14 protein-coding genes and 3 pseudogenes are annotated in these 18,500 nt (G+C 46.6%); 2 read left to right on the forward strand and 15 right to left on the reverse strand.

Annotation, left to right across the window (positions count from 1 at the left end):
* Positions 1 to 114 precede the first annotated feature (114 nt).
* From AC3G2T_RS08080 to AC3G2T_RS08115, 8 genes and pseudogenes are all read right to left on the reverse strand, one after another.
* Positions 115 to 1,471 (reverse strand): annotated as a pseudogene (locus AC3G2T_RS08080) (preprotein translocase subunit SecA).
* Between the two features lie 78 nt (positions 1,472 to 1,549).
* Positions 1,550 to 2,266, reverse strand: a complete 717-nt coding sequence (locus AC3G2T_RS08085) for an ABC transporter permease (RefSeq protein WP_488435118.1) — start codon at positions 2,264 to 2,266, stop codon at positions 1,550 to 1,552.
* Entirely contained in the window at positions 2,263 to 3,108 is an 846-nt protein-coding gene (locus tag AC3G2T_RS08090; RefSeq protein WP_488435119.1) for an ABC transporter ATP-binding protein, read from the reverse strand. Before AC3G2T_RS08090 ends, AC3G2T_RS08085 begins: the two co-directional genes overlap by 4 nt.
* Before the next feature lie 138 nt (positions 3,109 to 3,246).
* Positions 3,247 to 4,182 (reverse strand): LytTR family transcriptional regulator DNA-binding domain-containing protein, encoded by a 936-nt coding sequence (locus AC3G2T_RS08095; protein ID WP_488435120.1) that lies wholly within the window; start codon positions 4,180 to 4,182, stop codon positions 3,247 to 3,249.
* A 275-nt stretch (positions 4,183 to 4,457) separates the two neighbouring features.
* Positions 4,458 to 4,922, reverse strand: a complete 465-nt coding sequence (locus AC3G2T_RS08100; protein WP_474682367.1) for a phage tail protein — start codon at positions 4,920 to 4,922, stop codon at positions 4,458 to 4,460.
* Positions 4,923 to 4,979: 57 nt separating this feature from the next.
* Entirely contained in the window at positions 4,980 to 5,402 is a 423-nt protein-coding gene (locus AC3G2T_RS08105; protein WP_474682366.1) for an SRPBCC family protein, read from the reverse strand.
* Positions 5,399 to 5,728, reverse strand: a complete 330-nt coding sequence (locus tag AC3G2T_RS08110) for an ArsR/SmtB family transcription factor (protein WP_488435121.1) — start codon at positions 5,726 to 5,728, stop codon at positions 5,399 to 5,401. Before AC3G2T_RS08110 ends, AC3G2T_RS08105 begins: the two co-directional genes overlap by 4 nt.
* Before the next feature lie 408 nt (positions 5,729 to 6,136).
* On the reverse strand, positions 6,137 to 6,916 hold the full coding sequence (locus tag AC3G2T_RS08115; protein WP_488435122.1) for a nuclear transport factor 2 family protein: 780 nt from the start codon (positions 6,914 to 6,916) through the stop codon (positions 6,137 to 6,139).
* A 195-nt stretch (positions 6,917 to 7,111) separates the two neighbouring features.
* Here AC3G2T_RS08115 and AC3G2T_RS08120 point away from each other — a divergent pair, with 195 nt between their 5' ends.
* Positions 7,112 to 7,717 (forward strand): TetR/AcrR family transcriptional regulator, encoded by a 606-nt coding sequence (locus AC3G2T_RS08120; protein WP_488435123.1) that lies wholly within the window; start codon positions 7,112 to 7,114, stop codon positions 7,715 to 7,717.
* A 406-nt stretch (positions 7,718 to 8,123) separates the two neighbouring features.
* Here the strand turns inward: AC3G2T_RS08120 and AC3G2T_RS08125 are convergent.
* Positions 8,124 to 8,303, reverse strand: a pseudogene (locus tag AC3G2T_RS08125) (DNA-3-methyladenine glycosylase); the annotation flags it as partial.
* Between the two features lie 487 nt (positions 8,304 to 8,790).
* On the opposite strand from AC3G2T_RS08125, the gene AC3G2T_RS08130 reads away from it, so the two are divergent.
* Positions 8,791 to 9,357: a DUF4062 domain-containing protein gene (locus AC3G2T_RS08130; RefSeq protein WP_488435124.1), complete on the forward strand. Its 567-nt coding sequence runs from the start codon at positions 8,791 to 8,793 to the stop codon at positions 9,355 to 9,357.
* On the opposite strand, the pseudogene AC3G2T_RS08135 reads toward AC3G2T_RS08130, so the two are convergent.
* From AC3G2T_RS08135 to AC3G2T_RS08160, 6 genes and pseudogenes are all read right to left on the reverse strand, one after another.
* Positions 9,328 to 9,487, reverse strand: a pseudogene (locus AC3G2T_RS08135) (hypothetical protein); the annotation flags it as partial. The gene AC3G2T_RS08130 and the pseudogene AC3G2T_RS08135 overlap by 30 nt on opposite strands.
* Positions 9,488 to 9,499: 12 nt before the next feature.
* The gene (locus AC3G2T_RS08140; RefSeq protein ID WP_488435125.1) at positions 9,500 to 10,603 is read right to left on the reverse strand and encodes a hypothetical protein; all 1,104 of its coding nucleotides are present in this window, start codon (positions 10,601 to 10,603) and stop codon (positions 9,500 to 9,502) included.
* A gap of 77 nt (positions 10,604 to 10,680) precedes the next feature.
* Positions 10,681 to 12,474: an ATP-binding cassette domain-containing protein gene (locus AC3G2T_RS08145; protein ID WP_488435126.1), complete on the reverse strand. Its 1,794-nt coding sequence runs from the start codon at positions 12,472 to 12,474 to the stop codon at positions 10,681 to 10,683.
* A 25-nt stretch (positions 12,475 to 12,499) separates the two neighbouring features.
* The gene (locus AC3G2T_RS08150) at positions 12,500 to 14,341 is read right to left on the reverse strand and encodes an acyltransferase family protein (RefSeq protein ID WP_488435127.1); all 1,842 of its coding nucleotides are present in this window, start codon (positions 14,339 to 14,341) and stop codon (positions 12,500 to 12,502) included.
* Positions 14,342 to 14,383: 42 nt separating this feature from the next.
* Positions 14,384 to 15,454 carry a glycosyltransferase gene (locus AC3G2T_RS08155; RefSeq protein WP_474682358.1) on the reverse strand — a complete coding sequence of 357 codons (1,071 nt, stop codon included), beginning with the start codon at positions 15,452 to 15,454 and terminating at the stop codon, positions 14,384 to 14,386.
* Positions 15,451 to 18,447, reverse strand: coding sequence for a sulfotransferase (locus tag AC3G2T_RS08160; RefSeq protein WP_488435128.1), 2,997 nt, complete (start codon positions 18,445 to 18,447; stop codon positions 15,451 to 15,453). Before AC3G2T_RS08160 ends, AC3G2T_RS08155 begins: the two co-directional genes overlap by 4 nt.
* Positions 18,448 to 18,500 lie beyond the last annotated feature (53 nt).

Below are 18,500 nucleotides of genomic sequence, written 5' to 3' on the forward strand. Positions count from 1 at the left end.
TCAGCTCAACGGGTCTATCGGCGAAAAATCCGCCTAGGTGTGAAGCGCGGCGGCATTGCTGGCCTCAAAAGCAACTTGTGTTTTCCAGTCCACAAGTTCTGCAATTCGTCCCAATCAAAATTTTTGCCACCCGAATATCGGCCTCAAAATATTGCGAATCCAAAAAGCAAATACAGTCATTGCGGTCCATGAGCTGCGCTTATTCTGGATGTATTGATCGTTTATTATATAAGTCCGAGTGGAGGTAGGGCTCTTCAGACCGAACTCTTCCCACTTCGACGGATCATTCGAACCTCCGAGCCTTACAAGCATATTCGCCGACTCGCTATTTATTTTAGCCGGAATTTGCTCGTAGGCTTGGGTGATTTGCGCATGAAATTCGTCGATCGGATTGCCGCTGGCAAGGCTCTCCAAGTGGATGCCTTCGCGAATGTAAGAAACGTATGCAAGATGGTCAGCCCAGAACTCGTCGATATAATAAAGCCGCACCCGCTGCTCCGAAGGGCTCATCGGCTTCTCGCCTTTCAAAATTCCGAGCCGTTCCTCGTATAGAATTCGCCTCTGATCCTCCACCATATCCGAATAACAGTTCAATTCTTGGCATATGTGGAAGTTTTGGCCCATAATAACACGCTGAATATGCGCGATTTTGCTGCGAAGCATCGGCTCTTCGAGAGCCTCATCCTGCCTGGGAGCGCGAATCGCTTTATTGATGCCGAACCGAAGCAACAACTCGTCCTCCAAGCTTATGAAAAATACGGAAGCTCCAGGGTCTCCTTGGCGGCCAGAACGCCCGCGCAGTTGGTCGTCGATCCGCACGCTTTCATTCACATGCGTACCAATCACGTACAATCCTCCCAGCATGGCAACAACTTCTGCTTGCGAGGGGACGATGCACGGTATCGGCTTCGTTTAGTGCGATCGTGTCGCGCAAATAATCGAATCCCGCCTCTTTAGCCGTAACATAGGTTATATCCTTGGCGTAAGCTTCCTGTTTCTCAAACAGGCTCATACCCGCTTGAACCGAGTCTACCGTTAACCCTAGGAAACGATAGATCGGGCCCATCCACTCCGCATCTCGATTTGCCAAATAATCGTTAAAAGTCAGCACATGAACGCCTTTGCCGGTAAGCGCATTTAGATAAGCAGGCATAACAGCAGAGAGCGTTTTTCCTTCACCGGTATGCTGCTCGATCACAAATCTCTCGTGCAGAGCGACGGCAGCCATGATCTGGACATCGTAAGGCTGTAATCCAAGCTTTCTCTTCGCTGCCTCGCAGACTAACGCATAAGCATCGACAAGCAGCTCATCCAAAGGCGTACCCGATTTTGCTTCTTTTTGCAGCCGGAGGGATTCCGCTTGAAGCTGCCCATCCTCCCATACTTCCAAATTCCGTTTCCTGATGAGATCCGCTTTGTCTTGATAGACTTTCAGCTTATTCCGGGTATCGCGGTCTTTGAATTTTTGCATCAACTTAACGGCTAAATTCATCGGCATTTGAACCCTCCTCGGTAGAAATACGCGATTCCATAGCGGCTGATTTTTTTCCTACTCATCCTTTAACCGTCGTTGATATAAAACAACAGACACAATCGTTAATACAACCGTCCATGCCAAAGTAATGAGGAGGGGTTTTAATAAGTCTCCCAACGTAAAGCCTATATTACGTGGAGCTAGCAAATGCACAAGCTGACTGCTTGGTACGTAATCCAGCACTTTGAAGATTGGATAATCATCCACAAGAAACGCTCCCCATGGTGCCCCAGAGAATACGATCGACACAGGAATTATAGATAATGACGCATCAAGCAACGTCTTGGAGAATAAACCGCATATCGTGCCGACTGCTATGTATAGAATAATCGAAAGAATGATTGCTGCCACAAACGCCCATATACTAGCTGGCTCATAGCCAAATAGATACGTAGCAATAGCCAGAACAACAGCAGACATTACAAAGACTAAAGTGCTTTTACCGATTAAAACATCCATGGTCGTGGCCGGAGTCATCATTAATGATCGTAAAGTGTTACGCTCCTTTTCTTCCGCAATCAAGCATGCTTGTGCGAAACATGTTAGGAACACAAACGAAAGATTAAGAACTGTAGCGAAAGATCCAGGCAAAGACGAGCCGGAGCCGGCAGCTCGAAGAAGAAGTGCAAGGATAATTGGGAAAATCAACATAATAGAGAGCGCATAATTGCGTGAAAACTCTTTGTAATCCTTCACAAATATCGCTCGAGCACGTTTTAATGAGATACTCATAGTAACTCACTTCCTGTCATTTTAATAAAGATATCACCTAGACTTGGCTCTTTCGTTTCTAATCGATCAATGAACCCTCGTTTCATCCAATCAGCTATTTGATCGGCTGTCCTCTCATCAATCGGGAGCTCGTAGGTTTCCCCATTGATTAAGTCAACACAAACCACGTTTTCTCGATGCTGTCTTTTAAGTTCCTTGGGTGAGCCGATGGTTTGGATTTGTCCTTGGTACAAAATCGCTACACGGTTACACATCAATTCCGCCTCAGCCATATCATGCGTAGTTAAAAAAATCGTTGTCCCTTTCTCATTTAAGTAGCGTAAGCCTTTATAAATATGTGCTGAGTTTACAGGATCTAAAGCCGAAGTAGGTTCATCTAAAAATAATAATTCCGGCTCATGGATAATCGCGCATGCCAACATAACTCGCTGACGCATCCCTTTCGATAAGCGATTGACTTTCTTTTTGCGCTCTCCGTTTAAGTTAACAAACTGCAGTACCTTATCGATCGAAGATTTAGGAAGATCATATAATTGGCGATACAACTCTAGATTTTCCTCAATAGTTAATCTCTCATATAGACCACTGTTATCCGTCAAAATTCCAAAGCGCATCTTCTGTGTAGACTGATGCATCATCTCCGCTGGCTGGTTAAATACATTTGCCTGTCCGCTTGTCGGATTTAACTGCCCCGTTAAAATCTTAATTAATGTCGTTTTTCCTGAACCACTCGGACCCAGGAAACCAAAAATTTCTCCTTTCGGAATGGAAAAGGACACGTCTGATAACGCATCCTTATTTCCAAATCTCTTTCGAATATGTTCTACTTGGATAACATCCATTAACACCACTTCCTTAGAGTTGATGGCTTAAATATATAAAGAATGCATGCTTCCAGCCATCAAAACCCGCCGAAATGTAGCTATTATCGCCTCAATGGTACCACCCAATGCTTGATTGGTTCGACATTACCCCGGAAATTAAATGTTAAGAAGTGCTTTTAATTCATGCAATTTTGAACGAGATAACGGAACCACGGCATCTTTACCTGTATGTAATCGCAAGCTGTAGCTATTCTTCGTCCATGTAATAATCTCTCTTACTTTTTGCAGATTAACGATGTAGGATCGATGACACCTAAAAAAACCGAAGTTTAACAATCTCCGCTCGAGCTCGGTTAGCGTCAAAGCACAGTCATAATTTTCTCCACCCACATGAACAAGGATCGAACCATCTATACTTTCAATAAAATCGATTTCAGGCGGATTAAACAAAATCACTTTGTCATTTCTTTTCGTATAAATCTTCTGCACGGTTATATTGGCCCGATCTTGTTCCTGCACTTCCTGCTTATCCTCTTCTGAGTCCCGAATATCCAATGGATGAAATCCGGATTCGTTCAATCGATAAATGGCATCACAGGAAATAAGGGCATCCTCTAAATTCGAAGTTAAAATTAAAATCTGCTTTTCTTTCGCAAGGTCATCTAAAATCCGTTTAAAATGACGACGATCTTGTTCTTCCAAGTAAAAATAGGGTTCCTCCAGTACAAGTGTAGGCTGATGCGCAAAAAAGACACGCAGCAATGTCACATACATCCTTTTCGATGAGCTTAGATCCTTAATTCTTACCTTCCGTTCTTCCTTTAAAGCAAAATAATCCATTAACAAAGCGACACGCTCATTCCTCTCCGTTACTTTGATTAGAAAAGTGATTAGCTCTTCCACCGTTAAACGCATATACTCGCTTTGCCCAGCTCGAAATAAATAATATTGGGAACGATTCACTAATTGATTCATTAAAAGCTGCTTTCGCTTCAAGTCCGTTATAATGCCAATCGATTGGTTCGTTGTCATATTTAATTCGATCTTCGGTAGAAATAATTCCCCATTATCATACATTGGTTGAAATTGCATGCCGTCCTCCTAGTCAGTGCCACTGTAGGATATATAAAACAATTATAATGTTGGGGTACTTTTTTGTCAGTAACGCTTCAAATCACAGATATTCATACGTAAGAAAACAGAGGCGGGACGCTCCGCCTCTGTTTTCTTTGTGTTTCCGTAAGTTTAGTTTTGACGTTTCCATTTCCCACCCTACCCGCTCCAGCTTCTTTAAGCGCCTCTACGCCCTTCCCCCACGAAAAATTTCGCCATTACTTATGGTATGGTTCAGCGTAACGGGTCTTACTTTAATATTGTCCTTTAATTACAAAAAACGAGCCCCGAATCGTTCCCGCTAGTTTAGACTTCTGCCTAGCAAACTTAAACTTCCCTTCTAACTCCTTTGGTACCTCCATCCCCTCCGAAAGCTTAAAACCAACGGCCCGCTTCTTAGGGTCATCAACCGTATACATGACATTGAGCCCAAGACCATCCTCATAAAAGACGTAGGTAAATTGGATATTTTCCACTTGAAAACGCGACGTTTCTAAAGGTTTGGCCGCAAACTCAATATTGCGTTCTTCTTTCAAAATTCGGTTCACATAATCAAGGCTCTCCTGACTTTCGCTAGCGGGTACAACCATAAATTCATGCTTGTATTTATTCATAAAATAACGGGCTTCATTAGCACGCAAACCAGCAAGCGCTTCTGCTACAGGTGAAGACTCTAAACCAACCGTAGATACATTTTTGAAATCAACGATATAGGACATTTCCATCTCTCCTCTTATCTCTTTGTTTCCTAACAACAAGAAGGTAATCGAATGTGATTATTGTTCCAACACCTTTTCAAGCTCGCTGCACCATTTACCCCAGCCATACTTCGCCCCACCCAGTGCTGGTTCATTCGAGATTCCGGTTTGTTCGAGATGAAGGTTAACCTTCCCGTTCCCTAAGTCCTGCAACGTCCAGGTGACCGTATGCTTCTCCCCTCCACTGACCCAAGTATAGGATACCCGGTTGGGTGCATCCACGATCAGCACTTCGCCTTCAATAATTCCATCCCAATATTCGTTTGGCTGGGTGCGGAACTGAAAACGGTATCCGACGACAGGTTGAAAATCGTTCTCCATCGGCTGACCGGTGTGAATGTTGGCAACCCACTTGGCAAGCTTGCTTGAATCGGTTAAGGCGGACCAAAGCTTCTCGATCGATGTCGCGTACTGATAATCCAAGGATAATGTTAAACTCATTCTTCTTCCTCCTCCAATAGTTGGTTCAAGCGCAACATATTCGTACTCCAGAACTTGCTGTAGTAAGCCACCCAATCTTGAATTTCTCTGAGCGGAGAGGCGTTTAGCCTCAATAGCGTTTCTCTGCCGACTTTTCGGTCAAGCACCAATCCGGCCTCTTTAAGGATGGTCAAATGCTTGGATACCGCTGTTCGGCCCATTTGAAACTGTGGCGTTAATTCATGAAGCGGTATCTCGTCCGCCTCTGCTAACAGACGAATCAGTCGGCGTCTAGTTGGATCTGAAATCGCGTCAAATATATCCCGCAACCGGTTGTTCTCGTCCATAACACCCTCTCCCAATTATTATTTTTATAGTAGTATCTATCGGTTGTACGAAGGAATAGCCGATAATTTCATCACCTCCCTCTACAGTTTGCGGCTCTTCGGACGAAGCGCCCACGAGGCGATATTTAATGCAGCATAAGAAAGCGGAAGGATAAGATGAAACCCGTAATTGGACACCATTTGGTGACGCTTTGATTATAGGACACCAATTAGTGTCGTGTCAACAACATTTTTAAATTCCACATGAAATATGTAAAGGCACCCGTTAGGGTGCCTAAAGAGATGATTTTATTAGGGGTTACGTGCAATTTCAACCTCTTTCTTCTGTTTCTGGTTACGTGAATGTTTAAAGCGACAACCATGATATATGCTTTCCCCTGTCTTTTCTACAATTGCGCTGCACCCACCTCAAAATCTACTGTTCAAATTCTTTCGTTTTTCTGCCGGCAGTACGGCCTCGATGACGTCCCAATGCTCGGCGATCTTTCCATTCTCCACGCGGAACAAATCGTAGAAAGCGGTAGGCTGACCGTCAAAGAAACCTTCACTCACCGTAAGCACAAAATCGCCTTGTCCGATTACCTGATGGACATGAGTATATTGAAATTCAATATTTTTCTCCTTCAGCGCCTGCAAAGCAGCATGAAGACCGGAAAGACCGTCGGCAATATGTGGACTATGCTGAATGTAGTGATCGCCATCAAAGTAAGAGGCAAGCAGGTCCGGGTTCTTCCCAAGCAAGATGTTCTCAACATAGCTATTGACCAATACTTTGTTCGCATCCGTCTTGTTGATGTCCCTAATGGTGACCGGTCCGTCAATCATCGTATGATTGCTTGTCGTCTTTTCCGTCATCTCTTGCAGATTATCCCAATGTTCGACGATCAGCCCATTCTCAAAACGGAATATATCAATGCCGATTTTGGGGCCAAAAAAATCATATACGGAATGAAGTGCCACATAATCTCCGTCGGCTATAGTACGCTTAATGCTTACCTTTGTACCCATTTCCTTTAAATGATCAAGTGCACCAAGCATGGCTTCACGACCATCGGGTAAGGCCTGGTTGTGCTGAATATATTGATCTGGATTCACATAAGCCATAATCGCTTCGGGGTTGCCGCTCTCTAAACTTTCCAACACGGCGATTGCCTTACGGACAAGCTCATTTTCATTGTTTACCGTCATTCGACTATCCTCCTTTAAGTTTATGGGCATTAGATAAATAATGAACATGGCGTTGTTTATTTATCTATCGCTCATTATAATGGAGGTTAATATAACGCTCAATATTCAATATTTTTCGTTTTGAAGGATAACAGACAGCTCATACAACTTTTGTCGCTTAACGGTTAAAATTTCATGTAGGAGAGAAAGAAAACAGTGAACAAGAAAACGGACCTTAGAATACTGCGCACGAAACAATCGATTCGAAAGGCGTTTTATGAGCTTGTTCAGGAAAAAGGATATGAAGCGATAACGATCCAGGATATTGCCGATCAGGCTATGATCAATCGAAACACTTTTTATCTTCACTACCAAAATAAACCTGATTTATTGGATACATGTATGAATGAATTGTTGAGCGAATTAAAGGATACAGTCGTTCTTTGTCCCATCAGCATGAATCCTTTCAGTATTTCTATACTCGAGACAGTCATGCAAACTGTACTGGAACATATTTCGCGCAACACCACCTTTTACTATGCCATGTTAATTGAAGAGAATAGAATCTATCAGTTTCGAGCGAAAATGGAGAATATCATTAAAGATAAATTAAATGAGGGGTGGAATCCTGCTCAGGGAAATTCCCCTTTAGCGATATCCAAGGAATTGCTGCTCGAATACCTCATATCGTCTTTCATGGGGATTGTACTCTGGTGGATTAAAAACGATAACCCCCTTCCTGCAGATGAAGTTTCATCTCAGTTTAGTAGAATCGTTGCCTACGGGCATTTGAAAGCTGCCGGCATCACCGTCGAGGAATAATGTATGGTTATGAAATTCAACTTACGCTGCAAAAAACGCAAACCGACCTGTGGGCAGGTGTGTTTCCGGCATCTATCATGCACTGAATGAACAGCAGGAATCCCTACGCAGTTTGCTTGCCCAGTTGAAAAGCGGGGAACAAGCGAAATAGATCTACCGGAATATGTCAAGCTTATCTTCAGGAACATGTACGATCAGGTTGAATTGCTGTTGCAATTTCTCTCGCAATTGAAGCAACTGCTGGAACAGCAGAAGGGGGACGACGCGATTGAATCAAAAAGTTGAGCGCCTCACGAATTGCTGCGCTTGCCGTCGTCACCATCGCTATTTCCGTCGATATGCCCGTATATGGACTCATTGTACCGTTCGTGCCGCAATATGCCGCCTCGCTGGGAGTATCGCACACTTTCGTCAACTTACCCGGTCCGTTCGTCAGCTCCTGCTCCTTCTTTACACTTTCGCGGCGCCTGTACATCCATTCTATTCCTTCACAAGGTTCAAGTGCCCGAATCAGAACACTTTCCGGATCACCTATCCCCCCACTCACCACGTTCAAGAGACAGTGGGTATGTATCAAATGAGTGTAAGCTCGTTAATTACCTGTTTAGTCCTCGGTTAATATACTTTCATTTTTCATTAAGTTTCACTCCTTTTTAAATGAATTAATGAAAAGCTTACATGAGAATGCAGAGCAGGAATCAGGATTAGTAAGCGATCGAGAAATGAACTTTTTCCGGGCACAGGACCAATATAAAGTGAAATAAAGATTAGGAGGCCGGCCGCCTATGACAGAGCAAGCTTTGCACCACTGGATACGCCAGATGACAGAGGGAGAACGAGAAAGCGTTTCGAGACCGCACGAACAGCAAAGAAGCCTGGGAAGCCAGCGTCAGAATCCAAGCGAGCTATGAAATTGCCCTCAAACCTTTCTTTTCCATTCCTTTTGCACGAACTAAACCTCCTATTTGCCGTCTGGTGCAAGCTTGCCGCATGAAAACTCCAGTCAATTTTGACAAATAAAGTGAGAGAGTGGTAAATTCTTTTTATACTAATTCTTTAATTTGGGTGGGCCTATGAGAAAAAAATTGCAAATTTACATATCGTCTACTTTCTACGATCTTATTGAGGAAAGACATACCGCTGTTGAAGCCGTACTTCAAGCCGGTCATATCCCTGCTGGAATCGAGCAATATTTTAAGGAAAGTCCAATGAAAATTAGGAAGAGATGGATCGACGAGTCCGATATATATATCCTGATTCTCGGAGGATTCTATGGTTTAACGCTTCCTGATGAATCCAAGAGCTATACGCATTGGGAATATGAGTATGCCGGAGAAGCGGGCAAACCTAGATTTGCTTTTGTTGTCACAGATGAAGCATTAAGACAAAAGCCATACGACTTCGCAGCAATTGAATACTATCAGAAGTTTCAAGAGTTTAAGCAATCGGTCATGGAACAAGTCCCTACCTATTATGTTGAAGATGTACGGCACATTACAATGGTACTTCGTGATCAATTGCCGGAGTATGCAGCAAGAGACGATTTGTATGGCTGGGTTTCCGGCAAGGATGTCCCGGACGTTCAAAAGCTGTTGGAAGAGAATGCAAGATTAAAGGCGGAGTTGGAGAAAAAGAAATGAAAGAGGGGCTGGCACAACCAGCCCCTTTCTTCCCCGAATAGTCCCCGCCAGCTTAGACTTCTGCCTGGCAAACTTAAACTTCCCTAACTCCGCAGACCTCCATCCCCTCAGAAAGCTTAAACCCAACGGCTCAGCGTACCATCTATAGAGCGAAATTGAACAGATTTGTTGAATCCTTTATCTTTACCCGCAAATACTCTGTCACCAACTCCTGTAGCGGAGCAGATAGGTTATCGTATGCATGATTAATATCCGCAACGGTTTCCGGGCTGAAATCAAGCTGTGGATCACTGAGCTGTGGTGGCAATTGGTATGAGAAGTCTATCCCGAAGTTTTCCCTAAGCCATTTTAGGTCTTCCTGCGCCAGTGCCAAAAAACCTTTTTTATAGACATGCGAAATATCGAATTTCGGACCGCGTATGACCAGAAGCGGATTTATATCTTCTCTGGTTCTTTGCTCGTTTCGTCGATTATTGAGAATAATCGGGCATCTTTCATTAATAAAGGCCAATAATTCCGCCGCGATTAACGAAATGCTTTCATTGGCCTTCACCATATTAAACGTTTTTATTTCCTCTTTTTCATAACCCAATTTCTCCAAAAAGTATCCGACTGGCCCGCATTCATGCTTTACTGAATCCTCGAACCGATACACCTCTACAGCGTCTCTGCCGAAAACCTGAACCAAATTTCCTATACGCACTTGGAACAAATTTTGTATGATTGCATTCATCTTTTCATCCAGAATCTGCTGAAGCTTTTGCCCTGCTTTTAGCCTTTGCTGCGTAGCGCTCACCAGCCAAGGCACCGGATGTCTTACGGAAATCAACACCTTTATCGAAGCCTTATAGCCGATCGCTTTTTTCAGAAACGTTCGAACGTTCGTTAACTCGCTACGTGAAAGCAGGGAAATGTTTTCGCCGGATATGATGATTTTGCCTTGCTCGGATTCAGCCGCTTCTTTTTCAAATAGTTTCAAAAAATGCTTATTTGTTTTTCTAATTTCACTTTTGCTGCGTCCCTCGACAATATTCTCGAAGTATGCCTGATTGCTTGTAAAAGCGCCGAAAATCGGTATGGAATGATTCGAAGGCCAGCATGTCGGATAAAGAAACCCCCGTTTTTTTAAACGTTCCGCGTTTGCAAATAAGGTTTCTTGGATGCTTGTCGTACCGGTTTTATGCATTCCCGCGTGTATAATAATCTCACGAATGTTGCTCTTTCGCTTGTTGCTTCTGAAAAACAATACTGTTTCCCCCTCTTGCCTATCATAATGCCCTCCGCTCGTCCCAAACTTTGTTTTATTCCCCTCTTGAACACTTATCAGTCCCAGTCGTACGTTTCTCCGATCAATTCAAACAATCGCCGGTTCGGTTCCGCATAGTAATTTCGCAGCCATTCCATCGTATCTTGCGGAATAGGCTGGTCGTATTCGCCTTCATTTAGCAGCACATACTCGCCCGGTTCCCACAACGGCATATCAAGAAAATCCAGCACGTTCCGATAGCTCGCAGCCGGGTTCTGGAACCATGCCTCGCTGCTCATCACAAGAATCTGGTCCTTGGGGAAATACCGGTACCATCTCTCCAACTGCTCCGCGTATAACCCCCGCTTCAAATAAGAATAAATCGAACAATTCTGGCTTAAGAAGCGAGGGTCCCTATCCATTCGACTATACTCCTCTTCTACTCTTGAACGCTCAGCCTGCAGCGCCTCCGGGAACGACATCGGCTCCAGGCCTCGTCTCACCATCATTTGATAATGGGAATAGGCTCGATGGACGGGATTGCGCAGGACGGCGATCAGCTTAACCTTAGGGAGCCACTCGCGCACCCGGCCGGGTGTCTGGGGATGGAATAGATAATAGGGACTCGCCTCCCCTGTGATATGGCCTTCAGGCAGATCAGGCGGGAAGTTCTTCTTGTACCAGTCGAATCCGAGTTGATATTGCTCATCGAAGAAATGAACTTCCTTCACGGCAGCCGATTGAATGCTAGGGTGCTGCACAAGGTCATGGTACAGGGAGGTAGTACCTCCTTTTTGCGTCCCGATAATCAGAAAAGCAGGCTCCGTCGTAGTGTTGTTATAGAGCTTGGTTCGGGCAGATCGTACCCATTCCACTTTGCGTTTGTTGACGAAGTGAACGTGCTGGACAACGCTCTCCATATCCGTACCTGGCGGCGCAATCTCCAAACACCGAACGGCATCCTCGCTTGCCTCTTCTTGCATACCTAATTCCAGATACACGGATGAGCGCAGGATTTTAACAGAAAACTCATTGTAGCCCTTGTCGAGCGATTGATCGAAAAACTTCAAGGCCTGCTCGAAATCCTGCTGTTGCTGGCTCCTGCAGCCCATACGGTAGTAATACTCCGCCAGATAATCATGGGCGGCCTCGCTCTGCTCATAGGCCATAAGCACGTCACGTGTCGGTCCGCTGAGCTTGATACGGCCTTCCTCAAGCCAGATCGCCTGATCACAAATGATTTTCGTCTGTTCTCCCGCATGACTGACAAATAGAATCGTGGTGCCCGCGCTCTTCAACCGCAGGATGGCGTTGATGCATTTCTTCCGAAATTCATGGTCGCCGACCGCCAGCACCTCGTCGATCAGCAAAATGTCAGGTGTCATATGGATGGCTACGGAGAAACCCAGTCTCATATACATGCCAGTCGAGTAGCTCCGCACCAACTGGTCAATGTCTTCTCCAAGCTCGGAGAACGCGATGATGCTGTCCATCTTCTCCTGAATCTCCTTGCGCGTAAACCCAAGAACGGAACCGTTAAAATATATATTTTCTCTTCCGGTAAAGTCGGCATGAAACCCCGCTCCGAGTTCCAACAGCGTCGCTACTTTACCGTCGACTTTAACGGTACCGGAGGTAGGATGCAAGATCCGGCTGATCAGCTTCAGCAGCGTGCTCTTGCCGGAACCGTTCTTGCCGATCAGCGCCAGGCTCGCCCCCTTCGGGAGCTCCAACTCAATATCACGCAACACCCATTTATCCATCGATTCCGCAGGCGTGGGTGCCATCATGAGGTCCTTAATCGTATTTCGCTGTCCGCCTTTCTTGTTGAATTTTTTAGACACCTGATGCAGCTCGATTGCGTTATTCATGCGCCCACTCCTGTCTTTAAACCATTCATACTTCCTCGACCACATGCTTCTGCAATAGCGCAAATACAGCAAGCGCCGCCGCGTTGATGATGACGAGAACGAGCAGCATAGGAAGGATAGCGCCAAAGTCCGGCCATTGGCCGTACAAAAAGATCTCCCGATAAGCCTCGATAATCGTTGTCATCGGGTTATATTCGAACAGCCATCTATATGAACTCGGGATAAGCGATATAGGGAATAATACCGGTGTCAAATAGAAGCCAACCATCATCAGGACATTCAGGATATGCTCCAGGTCCCGAAGATAAACCGTAGCCAGGGCAGCAAGCATCACGGTGGGCAATATAAGCAGCGTCTGCGCGAGCAATACGATCGGGAAACCCGACAAGGTCACCGTAAGCGGAATCCCGCTAAGCCAGAGCGCCGGAATTAAAATGACTAACGTAAGCAAGTAGTTGATCAGATTGCTTCCAATGACCGACAGCGGAATAACCTCTCGCGGGAAATAAACCTTCTTCATCAACTCCGCATGATTGATCATGCTTCTGGCACCGCCAGTAATCGACTGGGAGAAAAAATTCCAGGGCAGCAGCGCCACAAGGATGAACAATGGAAAATGCGGAATGTCCGCCTTCATGATGAACGAGAACACTGCCGTGTATATGCCGAGCATAAGAAGCGGGTTCATAAACGTCCACAGAAACCCGAGCGCCGAGCCCTTGTAGCGCGTCCGTAAATCCTTCAAAACCATATTTCGGAGCATCTCCCGATATTGGTAGATCTCCTTCAGCGGATGAATCGAATCCCACTCGTTGCGAAACCGTACGGCCAGCTTAAAGCTTGCCTTCAACGCAAACAGACCCCCGCGCCAAACGCGGTCGATAAGGAGAGACGCAAGCACGATGAGGACGACGACAATTGGCATATACTCCAAAGGGCTGCTATGGATAATGTCCCACGGACGACGCTCGTAAAGCCACTCCATAATGAACACATGGCTCAAATAAACATGGAACACGGAGGAGCCTAACACGGATAGAAGCCGCGGGCTTCTCGCATCGGCAGCTGTTGTGCGAAGCACAACAACGAAGACCGCCGCAGCGGTAAATAGGACGGGAATTGAAGTATCCTCATAAAAGTACATTTTCACTGAAGGATGTGCAGTCAATAGCCAATTCGTTCCAACCACGATCGCTATATACGATAGGATCCCTGCCCCGTATAGAAGCCAGCTGACTCCCTTATTCAACGCTGCCGTCGACAATACGTAACCGATCAGGAAATACCCGATATAGCCTGGCAAGTTAGGTAAATCAATGACGAAGCCCCAGCTATTCCAATTCCAGTGTGCCAGCGGAAATAAATTGGAGAAGACCAGCCCCGCCGCCCCGATGCAGAATACAGCACTCAAGGAGGCGCGTCTCACCAGCACCCGAAGAAGGGGCGCAATCAAATACAGAATACCAATTATATAAACGTACCCGAGATGGTAATGAAGCGTTCCTTTCATGAACCCTTCGGCAAATCGTCCCCAATCGAATGAATCCGGCTCCTTGCGAATATCCCACACATAATAAATCATGCTCCATAGGACGAAAAGTGGCGCAATGCTCCTGAACCCTTTTAAATAGAATGTCAACGCCGATTCACTTCGACCCGGAGTAAGCAGAAGCATCCCATTGATCATGATGAATACGGGGACGCTCCATCGGAAGGCGGCGTTTATGACATGGGCCATCCACCAGAAGCGAATGTCGCCAACCTCGCTCCTAATGTCGATGACTGAAGCGGTTAAGTGGATGAGCACCACGCCGATCATCGCCGCGGCCCCAAGAACGTCCGCATAGATCCATCTTGCTCTTGTCATATCATTTTTCCCCTAATATAAAATATCCGCTTCGCTTGCGAGTTAACGGTTCATTAGACGTTTCAACAGCTTCTTCCCTTGCCTGATCACGTTGCCGGCAATCTGCTCCACGCTGATGTATCTTTTGAAGTATTCATTGCTGAGCGCAAAGGGGTTGTCCACCCGGTAGGGGATTTCCGGCGTATCCCGATAGATGAAGCGGGCATCGCGTTCGATCCGCTCGTCGCTTGTATAATAATCGTACGACCACTTGGCGCGGCCCAGATGTGCCTGATCGGCCTGCTCCAGCTCCCGAACGTACTCGTCGCGCAACGCGTATACCACATTGCTGCGATCGGGTACATACTTGTTAATCATCCCTTCGTTTGCGCCTGAATCGAAACCGGAATAGTGGAAAAAACGCAAAGGCTGGCCGTTTACCCAAGGGCCATCGTCCGCTGTTAGCTTGCGTTTGGATAGATTCCACGGGGCGACGTTGTAACCAGGGTGCTTCAGAATATGGACATCGAAGTAGCAGGGCGCCAGATCGATCCACTTCTGATCGGTGAAGATGCCTCTCGGGATATCGTCATAACAGAACATCGCCAGCCGGCTTGCCCACCAATCGGCGAAGCGCATAGCCTCTTCGGATCTGGAGAGCGCAAGGAAGCCAAGATTGAATACGCCATGCTGCAGAGCGCTTAATTCATTGTCCATCACCGCATCCATGATGTCCTCAGGATGGCAAAGATGCGGCGTCAGTACGATCGGATGGTGGTTCATTGCCTCCACCAACTCTGTCAGTTCACCATAGACCTTAATATCCGGATCCAGATAGACGAAGTGGTCTTCTGCAGCATAGTCCCGGAACAGATATCGGAAGAGCTGTCCCTTGACCGCCGTTGAGGCTTCAACGATTGAATGCTTAAAGATAAACTTGTCGAATTGCTCGAAACCGAGGTCCTTCGCAAGAACAACATCATCGAAATGCTCACAGCTTCGCGCTGCAGGATGGATATCCCGTTCCAGCAAGCATACGATGAATTGCGCATTCGGATTGGTTTCCTTCAGTGACTTCGCCAGCACCATCGCTTTCGGCAAGTAATTGGCGCAAATGGATGTAGTAACGATCATGGACGAGCCTCTCTTTCACCAGCAGGCAGATGGTTGCATTCCAACATGTAACGCGCTCGATCCCCAGACACATAGGCTCTTACGTGCTCGGAATCGAACAAAAATGCTTTAAGCTCATGCTCGCCGCTCAACACCTTGCCGAGCTCCGGATGTGCATCAATAGTCGCAGCGATATTGCCGCTCAGAGGCGAGGTAAGGACAGGAACGCCTGCCGCAATTGACTCTTGGAGCGTGTAGGAGTAACTCTCAGGAACAATCGACCATAGCAGTACGAGGTCGATGTCCTGCGCAATCAGCAGATTGGATGCTCCCATTCTCCCTTCTCGAAGGAAAGAATAGCGATGTGCCGCCACTTGATCCGCATACCTCTCTTGAGAGCCTATATGATGAAATTCATAAAGGCGGCCGAGTGCTTCATCTTTATACAGGCGCTCCCATATCTGCCATCCTTTATTGTCCATTTTATACCCTAGGTAAGCGAGTCTGATTCTCCGATGTTCAGGCTTCGCCTTGTAGACGATCATTTGCTTGTCGAAGATCAGATGTCCCCTGACCAGCATTTTATCTGCAAAATCCGGATAGACGGCAGTCGCTGCCTCCTTGGTAAAATTGGAAGGAACTACAATTCGATCGACTTGAAGAAGCACGGGCCGAAGGGCTTTACGCCACTCTTCAAGCATTATGCCGTGCGTACAGCTCTGACAGATGGCAGCGTCTGCCCCCGAGGCGGCCACGACATCGGCAATGCAGGAATGTTTTCCTTTCACTTCCTTGATGCTCTGGCTAATCCTGGGCTGGTAGATCATGTGATAGCTGGAACAGACCGCGAAGAAATCATGCATGAAAAACGTATGGGGAAGAAGTCCCGTCTCTTCTACGTTCCTCAGCAGCGTCGTATAATCACGGATCTGCCAGTTCAACAGATGATGGGTATAAATTTCGCTAAGACGCTTATGAATACGGGAGAGCCACTCCGCAATCTCTTTAACCGAATAGAAACCTCTGAATTGATCGCTCACGATCACTCCATAGTATGTATCTTCCTTTGTATTCAACAAGGAATAGCTTTGACCTGGATAGATCTGAATGATTCCTACGTTATTTTGAGCCAGGTATGAGGCTTGCTCATTAATATATTTCTCGGTACCGCCCATAGATTCCAAATAGTTCGTGTGGGAGAAGATCAGCGCATATTGCTTATAAGGGAGCCTACCGGCCAAGCCGGTGCGACGAGAATATCGGTTCTTTCGAATCGTATATCCCTTCAGCAAACCCTTGGCCCATCCTTTAAGCAGCTTTTTGGCTCTGCGCTCAATCTCTCTCGCAATTCGGAGCGGCAAAGTTACCTTCCAGGACAACGATCCCGAATATAAGGCCACTTCCCTCCGGTATTTATCAATCTCCAAATTCTTCTGCCGAATGAATAAGGCTTGATCGTTCTTCGCCTGCTGATCTCTTCTCTCGATCTCGGCGTTTAGACGGATCGCTTCGGCTCGCTCCTCTTGCAACTCCCGGCTTAGAGCGGCGAGCTTCTCCTCGCGCCTCCTGCTTTCCTCGCATAGAAGCTCCAGCGTATCAATCTGCTGCTCGATCTGCGCTGCGGCCAATTCGAGCGTTTTCTCCTTCTCGGCATTCGCGGTCAGCAGCCGTTCAATTCGAAGGCTGGCATCACGAAGCGCGGCGGACAGCGCAACTTCCGCAGGTTGCTGAAGCTGGAGCTCCTGAACGACCTCAGCTTCTATTCCGAACGAACAGCTTAGCTCCAGGCGCAAGGATATTGTCCCGCCATATGGAGGCAAATCCCGAATCAGCAGCTGCGGATTGTTGCCCGTAACGATACCGGAGACGCAATTCTCTCCTTCATTGGCCCGTGTGAAGGCAAGAAAGTGTACGTACTCTTTGGCATGATTGCGAAGAAGATCAGCCTCTTGTCCTTCGTGGATAAGGGAAATCTCGAATAACTTGACATATGCAGGCTCTGCAAAAAAGTCGATCCGCAATACCGACCCCAGCGATTCACGAAACTCGACAGTATGAAAACTTTTCCGCCCTGTCGCGTTAACCGAAATGTAGGTCGATTTATCTTCCTTGAACTGCCCGTCGGCACCAGCCCAATAGATCCGGACTCGATAGGATTTTTCGTGGCTCAAGAGCCGACCGGTTTGTACCAGCTGGTCGTAAGCATTTCGTACACTTTCGCGCAGTTCATCTTTATGCAGCTCATGAGGATCTCTCTCGACGATCAATCCCGTTTGATACGTTTGTCGTACCATAACTGGGATGGATCGATCCTCCCATACATCCTGTATGGAATAGCTGCTATGACGCAAGGCTGGCTTCGACAACCCGCTGACTCTCGCTTGGTCCATAGCGGTGTAGGGAACGTTTAGAAAATCGCTGATTCTCCGGCAGGTCTCGACAGGCTGTTCGATCAATTTGTCGTAGTCAATTACGACTCGCCGCTCATGGCTCGTGTAATAGAGGCAGGAGAGGACGTACACATTCCATATTGCGAAAGACTTGTCATGAAGGAATTGATCTCTCTTATACAGAGAAGCGGCTACGTTCAACGGGTTGCGCAGGCTAAGAATATAGCGAGTGTCTATATTCAGTTCTTCGAACACGGATTGCCACAATGGGAGCAGCAAGGACGTTCGAGGGTCCTTGAATCCCCACAACGGAGAATGAGTGAAGTCTCTGGAGACAATATGAATCAATCTCTCCCGACTTGCCCTCCCCGCTTCAGTCAACCACCAATTTTCAGGCAACGGCCTCGTGGTGTCCCATGATGAAGAGAAATGGTTCAGCAGCTCATCATGAACAGCTACGATCTCGGCGTGTTCCCAGAAGCCTTCGGGATTGTCCTCCCTGGGAGAAACCATCTGATGTTCATCTCCCAAATAAACGCCCAGTGATCTGATAGTGTGAGCCAACAACGATGTTCCGCTTCGATGCATTCCTATGACGATTACTGCCACTGGTCTAGCTGACATTGCTGCACCTCTTCTAGATGTATACCTGATTATGAACCATGCATGGCGATACG

The organism is Paenibacillus sp. sgz302191 (assembly GCF_057749925.1).